This window comes from Kitasatospora sp. NPDC034035, assembly GCF_055575755.1.
Genome location: NZ_JBVISA010000070.1, coordinates 1 through 16059, shown reverse-complemented (window position 1 = coordinate 16059; position 16059 = coordinate 1). Strand labels below are relative to the sequence as shown.

At 70.0% G+C, this 16059-nt stretch carries 14 protein-coding genes and 2 pseudogenes; 14 read left to right on the top strand and 2 right to left on the bottom strand.

Annotated elements, in window-relative coordinates; translation table 11 throughout:
• The first annotated feature begins 248 nt into the window (after window positions 1-248).
• The 13 genes and pseudogenes from lexA (at window position 249) to ACZ52J_RS41905 (ending at window position 10944) form a co-directional block, all read left to right on the top strand.
• Window positions 249-947, top strand: a complete 699-nt coding sequence (gene lexA / locus ACZ52J_RS41965) for a transcriptional repressor LexA (protein ID WP_465626659.1) — start codon at window positions 249-251, stop codon at window positions 945-947.
• 199 nt (window positions 948-1146) lie between these two features.
• Window positions 1147-1371, top strand: a pseudogene (locus tag ACZ52J_RS41960) (hypothetical protein); the annotation flags it as partial.
• 33 nt (window positions 1372-1404) lie between these two features.
• Window positions 1405-1728, top strand: a complete 324-nt coding sequence (locus ACZ52J_RS41955; protein ID WP_465626657.1) for an ATP dependent DNA ligase — start codon at window positions 1405-1407, stop codon at window positions 1726-1728.
• A gap of 965 nt (window positions 1729-2693) precedes the next feature.
• Window positions 2694-3365, top strand: coding sequence for a sigma-70 family RNA polymerase sigma factor (locus tag ACZ52J_RS41950; protein ID WP_465626653.1), 672 nt, complete (start codon window positions 2694-2696; stop codon window positions 3363-3365).
• Window positions 3362-4114, top strand: coding sequence for a hypothetical protein (locus ACZ52J_RS41945; protein ID WP_465626651.1), 753 nt, complete (start codon window positions 3362-3364; stop codon window positions 4112-4114). Before ACZ52J_RS41950 ends, ACZ52J_RS41945 begins: the two co-directional genes overlap by 4 nt.
• 220 nt (window positions 4115-4334) lie before the next feature.
• Entirely contained in the window at window positions 4335-4502 is a 168-nt protein-coding gene (locus ACZ52J_RS41940) for a hypothetical protein (protein ID WP_167395631.1), read from the top strand.
• Between the two features lie 195 nt (window positions 4503-4697).
• Window positions 4698-4982: a hypothetical protein gene (locus tag ACZ52J_RS41935; RefSeq protein WP_465626649.1), complete on the top strand. Its 285-nt coding sequence runs from the start codon at window positions 4698-4700 to the stop codon at window positions 4980-4982.
• A 659-nt stretch (window positions 4983-5641) separates the two neighbouring features.
• Window positions 5642-7549 (top strand): AAA family ATPase, encoded by a 1908-nt coding sequence (locus ACZ52J_RS41930; protein WP_465626647.1) that lies wholly within the window; start codon window positions 5642-5644, stop codon window positions 7547-7549.
• Window positions 7550-7675: 126 nt separating this feature from the next.
• Window positions 7676-7870: a hypothetical protein gene (locus tag ACZ52J_RS41925; RefSeq protein ID WP_465626645.1), complete on the top strand. Its 195-nt coding sequence runs from the start codon at window positions 7676-7678 to the stop codon at window positions 7868-7870.
• 522 nt (window positions 7871-8392) lie between these two features.
• Window positions 8393-8590, top strand: coding sequence for a hypothetical protein (locus ACZ52J_RS41920; RefSeq protein ID WP_465626643.1), 198 nt, complete (start codon window positions 8393-8395; stop codon window positions 8588-8590).
• Between the two features lie 65 nt (window positions 8591-8655).
• Window positions 8656-9564: pseudogene (locus ACZ52J_RS41915) on the top strand (helix-turn-helix transcriptional regulator); the annotation flags it as partial.
• A gap of 201 nt (window positions 9565-9765) precedes the next feature.
• Window positions 9766-10035, top strand: a complete 270-nt coding sequence (locus ACZ52J_RS41910) for a hypothetical protein (protein WP_465626655.1) — start codon at window positions 9766-9768, stop codon at window positions 10033-10035.
• Between the two features lie 279 nt (window positions 10036-10314).
• The gene (locus ACZ52J_RS41905) at window positions 10315-10944 is read left to right on the top strand and encodes a hypothetical protein (RefSeq protein WP_465626641.1); all 630 of its coding nucleotides are present in this window, start codon (window positions 10315-10317) and stop codon (window positions 10942-10944) included.
• 111 nt (window positions 10945-11055) lie between these two features.
• Here ACZ52J_RS41905 and ACZ52J_RS41900 read toward each other — a convergent pair whose 3' ends face one another.
• Complete coding sequence (locus tag ACZ52J_RS41900; RefSeq protein ID WP_465626639.1) at window positions 11056-11262, bottom strand: hypothetical protein; 207 nt, start codon at window positions 11260-11262, stop codon at window positions 11056-11058.
• Window positions 11263-11624: 362 nt separating this feature from the next.
• Window positions 11625-11837: a hypothetical protein gene (locus ACZ52J_RS41895; protein ID WP_465626637.1), complete on the bottom strand. Its 213-nt coding sequence runs from the start codon at window positions 11835-11837 to the stop codon at window positions 11625-11627.
• Between the two features lie 423 nt (window positions 11838-12260).
• On the opposite strand from ACZ52J_RS41895, the gene pip reads away from it, so the two are divergent.
• The gene (gene pip / locus ACZ52J_RS41890) at window positions 12261-13220 is read left to right on the top strand and encodes a prolyl aminopeptidase (RefSeq protein WP_465626635.1); all 960 of its coding nucleotides are present in this window, start codon (window positions 12261-12263) and stop codon (window positions 13218-13220) included.
• The last annotated feature ends 2839 nt before the right edge of the window (window positions 13221-16059 follow it).

Here is a 16059-nt window from a genome sequence, read left to right as displayed (position 1 = left end):
CGGCGCACCGCCACCCAGGCCGCCGGCCTGCTCGTCCACGGCACCGCCGAACGCCGGGACGGCGCCATCAACCTCGTCGCCACCCGCCTCACCCCGCTCACCCTCGCCCCCGGCGCCCGCAGCAGGGACTTCCGATGACCGTCGAACCAGCGACCCGGCCCGCGTTCGCGCAGGTCAGCGACACAGACCCGGTGACCGGCCCGCCGCACGCGGGATACGGTGACCACCCGCACCACCGGAAGGGCACCATGGCCGACACCAGCACACAGCGCGCCGCCGGCGGCCGCCCCAAGGGCATCACCGGCATCGACGCCGACGGGCTCACCGCGCGCCAGCGCCGGGTGATCGAGGTCATCCGGGACAGCGTCCAGCGCCGGGGCTACCCGCCGTCCATGCGCGAGATCGGCCAGGCCGTCGGCCTGTCCAGCACCTCCTCGGTCTCCCACCAGGTCAAGGCCCTCGCCCGCAAGGGCGTCCTCTACCAGGACTCCCAGCGCCCCCGCGCCTACCGCGTCACCGCCGACCGCCCCCAGGCACCCGCCACGCCGGCCTACGCCGCGGCGCCCGGCGCCGTCCCCGTCCCCCTGGTGGGCCGGATCGCCGCCGGCGGGCCGATCCTGGCCGAGCAGACGGTCGAGGACGTCTTCTCCCTGCCCCGCCGGCTGGTCGGCGGCGGCGAGCTGTTCGCCCTCACCGTGTCCGGCGACTCCATGAGCGGTGCGGGCGCGGCCATCTGCGACGGGGACACCGTCGTCGTGCGCCGCCAGCCCGTCGCCGAGAACGGCGACATCGTGGCCGCGATGATCGACGGCGAGGCCACCGTCAAACGCCTCAAGCGCGAGGCCGGCCGGACCTGGCTGATGCCGCACAACCCGGCGTACGAGCCCATCAACGGCGACAACGCCACCATCCTCGGCAAGGTCGTCGCCGTCCTGCGCCGACTCTGAACAAACGCACGACACCGCGCGATGACCGGCGGCCATCAGGTCACGCCCTCGCGAGCGTCCCACGAAGTCGTCATCCGAGGGGCTGAGCACCAGGGGAGGTCGGCCCGCGGGCGCCTCACCGTGGCCGGCGACGGCACCACGCGAAGTTCGGCTGCCGAACGCCGTACGAGGCTCGTACGCGGCACCCCGGCCGGCGGCGGTGTCGGCCGACCGGCCGCATCCAGCCTCGTCGCGGGCTTGGGCAGTTGCACCCTGGAGACATGAGCCCTCGGGGATCCGCACAGGTGAGGCTGCCGCACGTCGCCCGCCGGCGTGGGACTCGGTGGCCGAGGCCTACGGATGGACACGGGAGCACGCACTAGAAGGTGTCGTCGCCAAACGGTCCGACTCCCCGTACAGGCCGGGCACGCGGTCCCGGGACTGGGTCAAGATCAAACACCTGAGGACCGCCGAGGTCGTGATCGGCGGGTGGCTGCCCGGCGGTCCGGGCGACGCCTCCGTACGCGCCGTCCTGGTCGGCGTCCCCGCCGAAGCCGAAGGCCGGCTGATGTTCGTCGGCTCGGTCGGCACCGGGTTCGCCGGGGCGGAGCGGCGCGCACTGGCCGCCGCCCTGCGCCGCATCTCCTCACCGGTGTCCCCCTTCACCGCCGCCGCCGGGCTGGGACTGCCGCGCGGCACCGTGGTCCGGTTCGTCCGTCCCCAGATGCGCGCCGACGTCGAGTTCCTCGAGCTCACCGACGCCGGCAGATTGCGCCAGCCCGTGTGGCGCGGCCTGCGCTGAACCGCTAGGGGACAGGCCAGCCCAGTCCTCATGGCAGGGAGGCCGTGCCGGATTCGGGATGTGCCGTTCCCATCCCGTGGCGGACCACGGGCCAGATCCATCGGATTCGAGCAGCTAGGAAGGCCTTCGCATGTCGGCGATCGAGTAGGTACTGCCTGCGGGCGCCACCACCGGCCAGCTGTGGCAGCTCAGAGCGAGATCAGGGTGCGGACGGTGGACTGGGTGGCCCCGTTTCCCGAGGGCCTCACCGCCGACTACTCGATGCCCGAAGGGGACGTCTCGGAGGTTCCTTCCCTGCTGGCGTGCGATCGGTGCTTGTCGCGATCGGTCACATCGCACAGGGACGTTGGGGTGACGAACGGCGACCCAGCGGAAGAGAGCCGCATCGGTTACGGGAGCAACGTTCGTCGGGTAGGGGGAGAAGCGCGTACACCGCAGCCGGGATCATCAACCGCAAGGCCGCAGTGCAGCGCCGCTGATCGCTCGACATCCGCGTCACAACTTGCGCTGCGGCGAGCCGAGTTGTCCGGCCAGGGCCTACGGTCGCACCGGTGTGAGACAGATCACTGGGGCGGGTCGTCCCAGGTGTCGGTGGCGGATCGGGCGGCCGGGGAGGTCTCGACACTGCGGTGATCAGCAAAGTTGCGTTCGGCAACCGTCCCTACCCAGCGGTAGTTTGATCACTGGTCGTGTCCGGCCGCACCCGGTCGGTGAATTCGTCGCGAAGCGCATGAGTGTTCAGCTCTCGTACCCACTTAGCTGGTTGACGGGGCGTCCGGGAACTTCCGGGCCACCGTCCCTCTCCCTGTCCTGTGAGTGAAGCGAGGCGAGTTGAACACCACCGTTGGTCGAGTGCTCCAGGCGGACCCCCGGGGCCGCGCCGGCTCCGCGCGGTCCGGGCGGCCGGCCTGCGCCGGGCCGCTGGAGCCGAGTACCGGGCACCGCGAGAGCACTGGCGGTGCGGCATGAGCGGCGGCGAGATCTTCTCCACTGGCACCGGGCCCGACGCCTGGTACGACTGGGACGCCCCGCCCTGGCAGGCGCCCCGCTCCTACGCCCTGCCGATCGAGTTCGAGGCCTTCTACCTCGCGCAGAGCGAGACCTACCTGGAGTACGCCGAGGTCGGCCTCGCCGACACCGGGGCGGCCTGGGAGCTGATCCACGAGGTCTTCCTGTACATCCTGGTGACCTGGGACGACATGCTCGTAGAGCGCTCCTTCATGGAGGCCGCCTGGGACGTGCTGCGCGCCGCCGTCGCCTACGAGAAGCGCCGTCTGAGCAGGCCCGAGGGGCCCGCCGGCGCGCCATCCTTCTTCTGGAAAATGACCTTCGGCCACGCGATGATCCGCAGCCGCGTCCGGCTCTCCCGCGAGCCCGACGAGCTGCGCCAGGCCATAGCGCAGCTGCCGCCCCGCCAGTTCGACGTGATCGTGCTCAAGCACTTCATGGAGCGCAGCCGCGAGGAGATCGCCTGGCTGCTGGGCATCAAGCCTGTGACAGTCGACCACCACCACCGCCGCGCCCGACAGCAGCTGCGCCGCGACCTCGGTCTGCCCGAGGACACCCTCACCGGCGCACCGCAGCGCTCCACCCGTCCCCGGGCCCAGCGGCCCCGTCCCACGAAGGAGACCAGGTGATCGACAAGGGCACCGACGCCCCGCTCGACCTCGACGCAATGCTCGCCGCCGCGGGCGCCGCCGCCCGGGCCCGGCGCCGCCCGCGCCCGCCGGGCTGGCAGGCCGAGGGCCTGCGGCGCCTGGCCAATGACTACGCGGACTTCGGCGCTGGCACGTACGCCCAGCCGGGCTGGTGGGAGGCGAAGGCGGCCGCCTGGCCCAAGCTCAACTCCTTGTCCCGGTGGGTCATCAACCGCGCGGACGCCCCCCACCAGATCGCCTCCCTCGCCCGGGAGGGCGAGGGAGGCGACGGCGCCCTCGTCTTCGGATGCCTGCTGCTACTCACCGGGCACCCGAGGAGCGCCGACTTCTGGTGGGGCTACGCCGCCGGCGCCGACAATCGCACGGCCGCCTACTGCCTGTACCTGTACAACCTCCACCACGGCGACCTCGGCGAGGCCCAGACCTGGTTCGAACGCGCCACCCTGCCCACCGGCGCGGGCGAAGCCAGCGACACCGTCCGCCCAAGCCTGCCGCCGGTCGACAACTACTTCCGGCTGCTCTCCCTGTTCACCAAGAACGCCGACGCCTACGGCACCACGGCCGCGCAGCCGGACGCCGACCTGCTCGCCGCGATCGAGCGGCTGATCCACCGCGACACGGGGACCGAGGCAGACGGGCCCGACGGCACCGACGGCACCGACGGGATCGCGGGCCTTCCCGACCAGGGCCTGGTGGACACCCTGTCCGCCTTCACCAGCCGCCGCTGACCGGCCGCCGGCCCCGGCTCTCCCGTCGAACCACCGGACGGGAGAGTCTCCCGGCCCTCGCCCTCGGCCAGCATGGCCCGTCCGGCGACACCACAAGCTGCGCAGCACGGCCGACACCGTCCGCGAAAGACGATGGCTTCGGCATCGCCGTCCCATGCCGGGCACCTGCACGGCTTCCTCCGCCAGTAGCCCAGCCACCGACCCGACCAGGAGAACACCCGTGTCCCCCGTCCTGCACAACGCCGCGCTCATCACCGCAGCCGGCACCGCCTGGTACGCCGTGGCGATCACCGCCGCGGCCGTCACCGCCGTCGCCGCCCGCAGTGCCGACCGCCGCCGCGACGCCCGGGAGGTCCTCAAGGTCCTCCTGCGCCGCCACGCCCGCTAACGCCACCACGCCCGCCAGCCCTCGGTAGCGGATGAAGCAACCCGGGCACGGACATCCACGTGGGCGTCCGTGCCCGCGCCTCCTACCGTTCGTTACGCCCCGAGCACCCGGCCAGGGCGCGGCCGTGCGGCGCCGAACCGGCCTGGTAGTGAACGGCCCCGCGGATCCGCCCGTGTGGTGTCGGTGGCGGCTGGAATGCTGAGCTTCATGGACGACGAGGCGCTGATGCGAGGCCGGGTCTACGGAGCCGACCACGACGACCCCGACCCCGGCCCCCAGCCGGGGCACGAATACCGCGAGCTCGTCGGCGGGCCACTCGACGGCCTCCTGCTGGACGTCACCGGCTGGCCCGCCGACCAGCTCACCGCCGGCGCCGCGCTGGCCACCGAGATCGGCCGGTACGGCGCCGGCGGCCGAGCCCACTACAAACCCCGCCTCACGGACCCTTCCCGCTGGGACTGGCAGGGGGACACCCCCTGAACACCACCCGGACCAACACCAGCGGCACCGCTGCGCCCGACCGCACACACTGAAAGGACCGGTCCGCGCCCGAACCCCCGAGCGGGCAGCGGACCGGTCCCGATGTGCCGGGCCCGAAGATGAGCGCCGGAAGCAGATAGGAGCCGGGCGCGGTCACGAGGGGCCGCCCGCCCACTGCCGCCGTACGCGGCACTGCCGGATTCCTTAGGACTACGTACGAGGCCAGTCGGTCCCAGAGGCCGCTAACGTGCTGGTGGCAGACCGCCCGAAAACGCGAACGAGGCCCGGCGCCCGAGTGGGCACCGGACCTCGTCCGACAGTGGAGCGCCAGGCCCGGGTTGCACGGACTCTCCCTACTGAAAGTAGGACGTGCTCTGGTAGCACCGCTGACGCCTGACGAGGAATCATCTCCCTCGCGACGAAGAGAATATTAGCAGGTCAGCGGCCCACCGCCGAACCTGCGCAGCACCAGCAAGAGCCAGTGGAAGGCCGCCCAGGAGAGCGCCCCGCTACTGGCAGAGCCAGCGGTCGACTATCAGCGGCGAAATTGCCGGGTTCAGGAAAGGCGCAAGCCCTCGGCCACGACTCGGAACCTGCGGGCAGCCATTGGTATGGCAAAACCACTAGTCGCAGATCAGACAATTCGCCACACTTGCGTGATGCATCTCACACACGTCCACGCGTGCCTCTTCCGCAACATCGTCGACAGCGGGAAGGTGTCCATCCAGCCTGACGTCACCTGCCTGGTCGGCAAGAACGAGAGCGGGAAGACCGCGCTACTGTCAGCGCTCTACCGCTTCAACCCGGTCTACCCGAACGATGTGTTCGAGGTCTCGAAGGACTACCCCCGGTGGCGGTTGATCAAGGACCGGAAGGCGTCCGATCTCGACGAGGTCAAGCCGATCACCTGCGTGTTCGAGCTGAGCGATGAAGACCTCAAAGCGGTGGAGGACGAGCTCGGACCGGGTGTCGTCACCAGCCGCTCTTTCCAGATGAGCCTGTCCTACAAAAAGCGGGCGACCGTCACAGTTGATCTGGACGGAAGTGCCGCCTGCGTCAACGTACTCAAGGACACCGGAGCTCCCGATGCGCTGCGCACCGTCCTTGCCAGCAACAAGTGCCTCGACGACCTCGCCGAACAGGCGGAGTCCCTGACTGAACCGGAGGACGGCTCGTTCACCGCTGAGCAGGTCCAGAGCGTCGCCTCGGCTGCACGGGCCCGTCTCGCTGAGGCGGGAAGCACCTGGCACCGTGTCGTCGGGATTCTGCGGGCGCGTCTGCCTAAGTTCTTCTACTTCGGTGAGTACCAGACGCTGCCCGGACGCATTGATCTTCAAGCGCTGGGGGGCGGTGAGGAGCCCGGTGCCACGGCTCTGCAGACCGCGCGTGCCCTCCTGCGGCTCGCGGACACCAATACGGGCGCGCTGACCGAGGAAAACTTCGAGGAACGCAAGGCCGAGCTGGAGGCGGTCAGCAACCAGCTCTCGGAGGAAGTCTTCGAGTACTGGACCCAGAACCCGGATCTGTCGGTCGAGATCGACATCGACAAGACCACCCAGAACACTCCCAACGGTCAGGCGGCGGTCGCCCGCTATCTGGACGTCCGGGTCAAGGACCGCAGGCACGGCTTCACCAACAACTTCGGCCAGCGTTCCAGTGGCTTTCAGTGGTTCTTCAGCTTCCTGGCCGCCTTCTCCGAGTTCGAGGACTACCCCCACGGCGTGGTCGTCCTCCTCGACGAGCCCGCACTGACCCTCCATGGGAAGGCCCAGGCCGACTTCCTTCGCTTCATCGAGGAACGCCTCGCCCCGCACGCCCAGGTCGTCTACACCACGCACTCCCCCTTCATGGTGGACGTCGCCCACCTGGACCGGGTGCGCATCGTGGAAGACCGAGGACCGGCGACCGGAGCCGTCGTCACCGACGAAGCCCTCGCCGTGGCCGGAGACTCCCTCTTCCCCCTCGAAGCAGCCCTCGGCTACGACATCGCCCAGAACCTGTTCGTCGGACCCGACAACCTCCTGGTCGAGGGCACCAGCGACTTCACCTACCTCACGCTGTTCAGCGACCACCTCAAGGAGATCGGCCGCGCCCATCTCGACCCCCGCTGGCGGGTGCTTCCGGCCGGCGGCGCGACCAACATCCCCGCCTTCGTCGCCTTGGTCGGCCGCGCCCTCCAGGTCACCGTTCTCATCGACGGCAGCCCGTCCGGTGTCACCAAACTGAAGAACCTGGCCGACCGCGGCCTCCTGTCCAAGAAGCGACTTCTGCTGACCGACACGTTCAGCGGCATCGATCCCAGCGACATTGAGGACCTCTTCAGCCCGGGCGACTACCTCAAGCTCTACAACACCGCCTTCGGTACCAGTCTGAAGGTCGCCGATCTCAACGGGGCGGACCGGATCATCGCCCGTATCGGTCGCGCCACCGGACAACCGTTCACCGAACACGGGCGTCCCGCTGAGGTTCTTCTCCGACAGCGGAGCACCTTTATGCAGAGCCTGAGCGAGACGACGCTCGCCCGGTTCGAGGGGCTCTTCGAAGCCGTGAACGGCACCCTGAGCTGACCCAAGCCGCTGCCCGCGTCGCGTCTCGTCGAGGGCCAGGCCGCCGCGCGGGTGTGGCCGAGGACCAGGCGGTCACCGACGAGCTGGACCGGCTGCGCGGGCAGCTGGAGGCGTCACGGGGCCCTGATGGCCGAGCTGCGCGGCATGGTCGGCGTTCTGCGCGACTCGCACCAGGGCGCCGTCGTCCCGGTGCCCGGAGCGGTCGGCTGCCTGCAGTGTGAGGGGCAGTTCCTGCTCTGCCCCGAGCACAGGCAGGCCGCGCGGCTCCAGCGGCAGGCGCGCCTGGAGGCCCTCGCGGCCGCAGACCGGATGCTGGCCTGACGGGCCGCCACCGGCCGTGCCACAGCTTCCACGCCCGCCCCGGACCCAGGTTGTTTGGAAGCACGATCGGCGGTGCCGGAGTGTCCGGCACCGCCGACGGCGTAGAGGGCTCCTGCGGCATACAGGAAGCGCGCTCTGACTTGCGGTTCGGTCACCGTCCGGACCAGGAGGTGAGCCGCCTTATGCTGCCGGACCGTTGTCGGCTGGCAACGCGTCCACCATCGAATCACGGCGAAGGTTGCGGAAGGGGCAACCTGAAAGTCGGATGCAACCGGACATCGTCAAACAACCCGGCCCTGTGACCTGGGGCCTTGCTCGAGTTGTTCAGCTGCCGACCGGAGCACCACTTTGCACTGGTTGCCAGCGGTCGGCAACGGGCGGCGGGTCAACTCGGATGGCGGTGAAGAACCGCGCACCCCGGAAGGGTTGGAGGGCTGTCTAGCGCGTGCCATCGTGGTCGGGTCATGGGCGGCATCCCGTGACAGCCCATCAAAATCCGTCCGGACCAAGGACTGTGATCACGTGACCGTGTACAAGACCGCCTTCGCCATGCCCAACCGCCCGGGAGAGCAGTGCCTGCCCGACCCGCACGCGATCCCGGCGATCGTCCCCGTCGGGGTCATCGTCATTGTGCTGGTCGTCCTCGGGTACGACATCTCCTCCGCCGTCGCGGCGGTCCTCGCGGTGGGCGCCGCCGCGCGCGAACTCACCCGCGCCTGACCCGATCGCCCGACCACGGTGGTGCCGCGTCAGCGGCACCACCGTGCCAGCGCGAGGAGGTGCGCATGGCCCGACCCGAAAAGCCCATCGACCCCACCGCTCCCTACTCCACCCTCGCACGGGAGCTGCGCCGGGTGAGGAAGGAAGCGGGCAATCCCGCCTACAAGAAGATGGCCCGCCGAGCCGGGTACTCTATCGCCACGCTCTCCCAGGCGGCCGCCGGCCACCGGCTGCCGAGCCTGGACGTCACCCTCGCCTACGCGCAGGCCTGCGGCGCGGACCGGCAGTACTGGACCGAGCAGTGGATGATCGCCAGCACCCGCCGAGTCGCAGCTGCGCCCTACCGCGTCTCGGCGGCGCCGCCCTGCCCCCGCGACGCCGGGGGCGTGGCCGAGTTCGTCCAGTGCCTGCGGGAACTCAAGATCTGGGCCGGCAACCCGTCCTACGAGCGGATCGCCAGAGCGGCGGAGAAGTTTGGCTGCGGCCCCGCCGCGCGCAGCACCCTGTGTGACGCACTGGATCCGGCGCGCCTTACTCTGCCGACCGTGCACGCCGTCGTCGTCGTGGTCTGCGGCTGCTTGGCCATCGGCGGGGTGAGCAGGAACGTCAGCTTCGACCGTGCGGGTGCGCTTGAGGAGTGGCGCGCGGCCTGGAGGCGCCTGCGGACCGAGCAGGATATGAGGGCCACTGAGCAGCGGCTGCGGGCGGCAAGCGAACGCGCGGCTGGCGCGTCAGAGGCAGAACCGGCGGCCGCGAGCTCGCACGACGTCCCTCGTGTCCGATTCGGTGTGATCCCCGACGATGTGCCCCCCGAGCGCCATGAACTGGCGCAGGCCCTCAGGTACCTGGTCGGCAGGCTCGGAATGTCCGTACGGCTTCTGGGGGTGCACCTGCACTACGACCCGGGCTCGGTGTCCCGGTATCTCAACGGCCAGCGGCTTCCCCCGTGGGACTTCATCGTGCGGCTGCTGGAACTCGCGGGGGAGACGGCCACGCCTGCCGTGGTTGACTTCCACGCGCTGCACCGCGAGGCAATGAGGACGGTCGACCCCGTCAGGTACCGCCTCATCCGGGCGGAGGAGGACCTGCAGCGAATGGCGGATCAGCTGCGACGCGAGCCGGTTGCGCGCGACGACCGTACGGCAGCGTCGGTGGCGCCTGAAACGCTGCTCGGCATGGACGAGGAACTCATGCGGGGCCGGGTGTACGGGGCGGATCACGACGACCCCGACCCCGGCCCGCAGCCGGGCCACGTATACCGGGAACTGTGCGCCGGGCCGCTGGACGGCCTGCTCCTGGACGTGACCGGCTGGAGCTCCGAGGACCTGGCCGACGGCGCCGCGCTGCTCACCGAGATCGGCCGGCACGGTCCGGGCGGGCGGGCTCACTACGAGCCGAGAGCCCAGGATCCTCTGCGCTGGGACTGGGTTGGCGACACGCCTTGACGCGTGGCCGGCCGGGGGCCTCCCCGCGATCCCGGGCGACCCCGGTCGGGCTCGCCATGATGCTGACCGGGTCGGCTGACGTTCTGTCAGGCACTGTTCGCATCGCGTGGATGCGCTATGTCGTGCGCGCGGCAGGCGCGCCTGCCAGATTCCCGGCCGGACAGCACCCACGCCCCGGTCCGTGGACAAGGGTCTCGGACTCGCGCGGCACTCCAGTTGTGTTTGTCCTGACCGCCTTGCTGCGGCGCGGGCGTGGGCGTGCCGTGGGAGGAACGTGTCATGACGATGGACCGCAAGCGCAAGCAGGGGCTCCGTGCCATCCAACGGGAGTCCGGCCGCCGCTACGCCGCGCTCGCTCGCGAAGAGGCCGCCAGGAAGTCGTGCGCCGGTGCGGGCTTCTCGCTGGGCGCGCTGTTGGCGGAGTGCACCTCCGCCCCGGTGACCGTCCCCGCGCTGTTCCGGGACGTGTCGGAATGGGATCCGCCGAAGGCGTTCGCATCCTCTCTGCTCGGCGTCGCGGTGCCGCACGGCACGGTCTTGGACCTGGCGGGCCGCCTTTCCCTGTTCGGTTTGGAGACCGAGGTACGGGTGGAGAGCTCCGACCACGAGCACCAGGTACTCGTGGTCGCCGAAGGACGCCGGTTCGAGCTGTGCCTGACCCAGGAGATGGTTCAGGACCTGTGTCGTGAGCCGCACTGCCCGCAGGGGAACCAGCAGTTCGTGCTGGCCATGGTCAAGGCGCTGGCCGCCTGGACGCAGGGGACCTCCCGCGAGGACACCGCCGACACGACCGTCGGCACGGACCAGGCGGTGGCGGTCATCCAGCCGGCCACGACTACCCCCGACCCCACCGGACTGACGCCGGAACCGGCCGAAGAGGTCGGGAAAGATGTCGGCACTGCTGGCTGACACCGCCTCGGCCCAGTCCGGGCTGCGCCGGGGCCGGTGTTCGCGCACCGTGGAGGGGCCGGTCCGCGTCCGAGACCCCGAGCGGTCCGCGGACCGGCCCCGGACCCGGCGTCAGCGCCAGGTCACCTCGACGTGCTGCGCCAGGAAGGCCAGCGAGGTGAGGATCGCCCCGGCGCCGGTGTTCGACAGCACTGAGCCGAGCATCCGGCCCGGATCGCGCCAGGCCGGCCGCTGCGGCTGCGCCGGAGCCTGGGACCGCCGGGTGGTCCCGCTGGTGCGCGGTGCCGGGCGCCGCCGCCGTGAAGTGCGCGTGGTCATGATGGTTCCCCTCCGAGTTGTGGGTGGCTGGACGGACGCAGCCGCACACGATGACGTGCAGTGGTGCGGCGCCCCAGGCAGGGCCGGGGCGGGTCCGTGGCACCGCACGGTAGGGGAGCGAGCACGCCGGTCAAGCCCCCCAGAAACCCGGCAACAACGCGGGCGACCAACGTCAGGGCTACCGCGAAGCCGACGGACACTACACCGTTCTGGCGGCTGGTCAACCCCCGCCGACCTGCGGAACCACCTCGGGACGACTACACCGGCCCCCGGATGGACTGGTGACCCCCTGAGCGGGAAGGCGTGACGAAGGTGCCGTCCGGGACAGTTCGCTGTCCCAGCCGACGCTTCGTGGTGGGTGGTCAGCTGTCGGCGGCCGGGGTGGCCAGGCCGCCGGGGCCCAGCGGGCGGCGGATGCCGGGGACAGCCCGCGGAGCCGGAGCCTCTACGGGTTCGAGGAAGGGGGCCCGCTCCACCGCGGTGAGCCGGGCCGCGGGCGACGCCTGGACGGCGGCCGGGTCGGTGGGGGACTCGGAGAAGGGACGCCACAGCGGGCGCCGCTCGGAATTCGTCATGATCGGCAGTCTGGCAGTCAAAGGGGTGACGGGCGGGTGTCCCTGAACCCCCGAAGGGTCCACAGGGAAGTAGTCGGCGGACTCACACCCCCATGACCACCAGCACTGACCTGCGGTGTTTCCCTGCGGGGCACCAGCGGCGAGGCAATTCGTAGGGCCACTCGTACGGCAACTCGTGGGGCAACTCGTAGGGCACCTTGTACGGCAAGCTGTAGAGCAACCCGGCCGCGGGACGTCTGGATGTGCCGGGACGCGACAGTTGGCCATCGGGACCGCCTTGTTGGCCAAACGGGACGGGGTGGTTGGCCAGGCATGGGGCCGCTTCAAGGACCTGGGTGCACCGACTCGAGAGAGTGTCAAAAACGTTGCTGTAGCTGGCATTTACCCGGAGCGGCCTTGGTCACCCTCGTAGGATCGACCGTTATGGTCGATCTCTACCCTCCGACGGATCCCTACGACTCTGGATTTCTCGACACTGGCGACGGCAACCGCATCTACTACGAACAACTCGGCGATCCCGAGGGGAAGCCCGCCCTGAACGTCCATGGCGGCCCGGGGTCCGGTGCCCAGCGTCGGTCCACGAGGGCCTGGGATCCCAAGCGCTACCGCGTGATCCGCTTCGACCAGCGCAACTGCGGTCGTAGTACCCCGCACGCCAGTGACCCGGCGACGGACATGAGCCTGAACACCACGCAGCACCTCGTCGACGACATGGAGCGGCTGCGCGAGCGTCTAGGCATCGAGAAGTGGCTGCTGAACGGGGCCTCCTGGGGCTCGACGCTCATCCTGGCCTATGCGCAGCAGCACCCCGAGAGGGTCAGCGAGATAGTCCTTCAAGCGGTGACGACGACCCGCCGCGCGGAGACCGACTGGCTCTACCGGGGCGCTGGGCGGTTCTACCCCGAGGCGTGGGATCGGTTCCGTGATGGCGTTCCCGAGAGCGAACGGGGCGGCGACCTGCTCGCGGCTTACGCGCGGGTGATGGAGAACCCCGACCGGGCGATCCGGGAAGAGGCCGCTGCCAGCTGGCTCGCATGGGAGGACGCGGTCATCTCGAATGAGCCCAATGGCGTCCCCGGCATGTACAGCAACCGCGAGGTCGACGCGCAGATCGCGTTCGTACGGATCTGCGCCCACTTCTTCAGCAACAGCGCCTGGCTGAAGGAGGACCAACTGCTGCGCAATGCCCACAAGCTGGCCGGGATCCCGGCCGTGCTGGTCCATGGCCGACACGACATGGGCAGTCCGGTGCAGACAGCTTGGGAACTGGCAAAAGCGTGGCCGGGCACCCGGCTTCACATCATCGAGGACTCCGGGCATGCCGGCAGCGCCGCGATGCAGCAGGCAGTACGGGGGGCCATCGAAGAGTTCAAGAACCGCTGACCACTTTGGGTACATCACAGACGCGGAAGGCTGCCATGCCCATGAGCTCACCCGGCCGGCCAGGGCATGGTAGTTGGCCAGGCAAGACCCGGGTACGCAGCAGTCCACTGGCGGGGCAGATGCTCCGCCACTGGCCGGCACCCATCTAGGAGAGCACTCTGGCCAACCAGCCTGTCCCGTTTGGTCATCTATCGAGTCCAGGCACATGGATCCTGGCCGTCAGTGGATCTGCTCGCTGCCCCGCTTCGCCGCTTCGACCCGGGAGCCGCTCTACCGCGAGGCGTGCGGGCTTCGCCGTGGGGTGCGGGGACCAGCGCCGGCGTTGACGCAGAGTCCGCCAGCAACTGCGCCGCAGTGCGGGCAGGCGCGTGCGAGGGCTGTCCGGTAGGCGTGGGATGCCTCGGGGGTCAGCTTCCAGCGTCGGACGCCGTGGGCGATCTGATGGATACGCCGGACGCCTGGGTGTTCGCGGCACGGCCGACCGGTACGGGCGCCGCACAGCCAGCAGTCCCGCGCGCACACCGGACATCCGGCCCGTTGGTCAGGAAAAGTCATACAGCACCTCAACTGCCCCCCATTGAAGGGGCTCGCAAGGAAGTCCGGCCAGTCCGGTTCCATACGCTCAAAGCCACTCTCCCAGGCCGCTGGGCCGGGAGGGAACAGCCGGCCGTAGCTGTGGGAGCCGGTACGGGCGCTTGCGGGTCCGAGACGGGCGGCACCCGCCCGAACTGGGTGAACCGTCGCTCGACCACCACACATCACGCCAGGTCTGGCCTGACATTGAGGGCACTGAGTCTCCAACGGATCGACCATCCCCATTCCCCTCGCACTCGTGAACAAGGCCTCCGCCAAAGCACTTCGGCGGACACATGATGTCTTTACCCAACTAACCCGCGGCTTGTGGTGGGGGCTACGTCCCTTTCTACGTCCCTTTCCTCTCGCGGGTGCTGATGTGCCTCCCCCCGGGTGTGACCTGCTGGAGTAGCAGGGGCCCTGCTTGCGGTGTTTTGGGGGATTTTGGCGGGGTCGGCTGGACCAGTCGGCCGACCGCTGCGCCGGCGTCTGTCGGGGCTGGTTTTGGTTGCTGTGTGTGTTCGACGTGGGCATGCCATGTGGTGAAGAGTGAGGGTGTCGGGCGAGGAATTAGCTGGTTTTTTGACGGGGTGCCTGGGGGCGTTTTAGCCGGTGTTCCGCTCGGGTCTTCCGCTGGCTTTTGCCCGCGTATTCTGGGGGTCTTGGATGCCTCGCGCGTGCCATCAAGTGACCGCCCGGCCGCGTGGCCGTCCAGGCCGTCCTGGCTGCCGGGTGCTGTTCGGGGTCGGCGGTGGTGGTTCGGGTCGCCGTCCGGGCCGGCCGTCCTGTTCGCTGCCGTCGGTGGTGCCGTCCAGGCCGGCCGGGGCTGACGGTGGCTGTCTGGGTCGCTTGGGTCGCTGTGCCTGGTCGACGTCGTCGGGGATGCCTCGCGCGAGTTATCAAGCCGGAGAGGTGGCTGTCTCCGTGGCCGCTTCGCCGCCGTCCGGGCCGCCGTCCCCGCCCGGGGGTGGGCGAGGTCTGGGTGGCCGTCCTGGCCGCCGGGAGTCCGGCCGGGGAGGGGCCTTGGCGGCTGTTGTCGGGGTTGTCGCGTCGGGTTGTCGCGTGTCCTGTCGTGTGGGGTGTTGTCGCGGCCTGTGACGTGGGTGGATGCCCGGAAAGCCCCTGTCTGGGGTCCGGACGCGACAGGTGGCGGGGACAGGGTGGCCCCGGCCCGGCGCTGCGCCGCCTCGGCGTACCTCGGTGCTCGTGCCGTGTTGTCTGCCGGCTCTTGTTGTCCGGTGGCGCCGCCCCTTTTTCCGATGGCGCCGTAGGCGACATCCCAGCCCCTTTTCAAGGGCCCGCCAGGCCCCGGCCCCCGCCGAAGGCTCTCCCGTTTTATGGTCTCCTTTCCCGGTGGTCTTTTTGGTTTGGATTGTCAGGGGTTCGTGAGAGTGCAGTCCGGTTGTTATTAGCCGGTAGGAGTGGGCAGCGAATCGGTGCTTTCTGTGACATTAATGCGGGATCCCAGGTGGCTGGCGGGCGCGTCTCCGGACGGGCTTACCGGCTGATTCCCGCGCGTCTGCCCGGTGACATCCGAAGGCCGGGCGCCGGTGACAATCCCTTGCGCACCGAGGGCCCCGTGCTGCGCCCTGCCCCGGGGCCTTTTTGACCGAGTGTGGTGTGACGGCCGGTGGGCTGTTTCACGGCCTGCCATCGGCCTGATTTCTGGGGGTGGTGCGGGGCTGGGCCGGTGACAGCTCCTGTACCTTCGACGGCCCGGTGCCGCCTCGCCCCGGTACGGGGCGTCAGGCCTTTGGGCGGCTTGTCCGGGGAGTCCCAGGCCGAGGGCCAGGGAGGGCCTGGCGGCCAGGCCCCGGCAGGGGCCCCGGATCCCGGAGGAGACGCTACGTCCGGGGATTTACGCCATATCGTCAACGGGCGTTCGGCCGGATATCCCCTCCCCGTCAGGGGGGGCCTGTACCGGAAATTTGCGTCATATTGTCAACGATCCCCGACCGTAGGTCGGGGATGGGGTGCTACCGGAATTTTGCGTCACATCGTCAACGGCGGGACGGCTCAGGGGGAGGGGCTGTCTACCCGAAATTCGCGTCACATCGTCAACGCACCCGATGGGCCGGGCCGCAGGCCCGCGCCCGCCCTCTCAGTTGCTGCCCCGTCAGGGGCCAAGCCCTGCCCGCGAATTCGCCGCAGGCGAATGGCCCCAGCCGCCCCCGCCCGGCGCAGCCGGGCCCCGAGGCGCAGCCTCGGGACACCACCCACGGTGACGCCGCCAGGCGGCACCCCCGCACCTGGCGGTGCGTCAGAA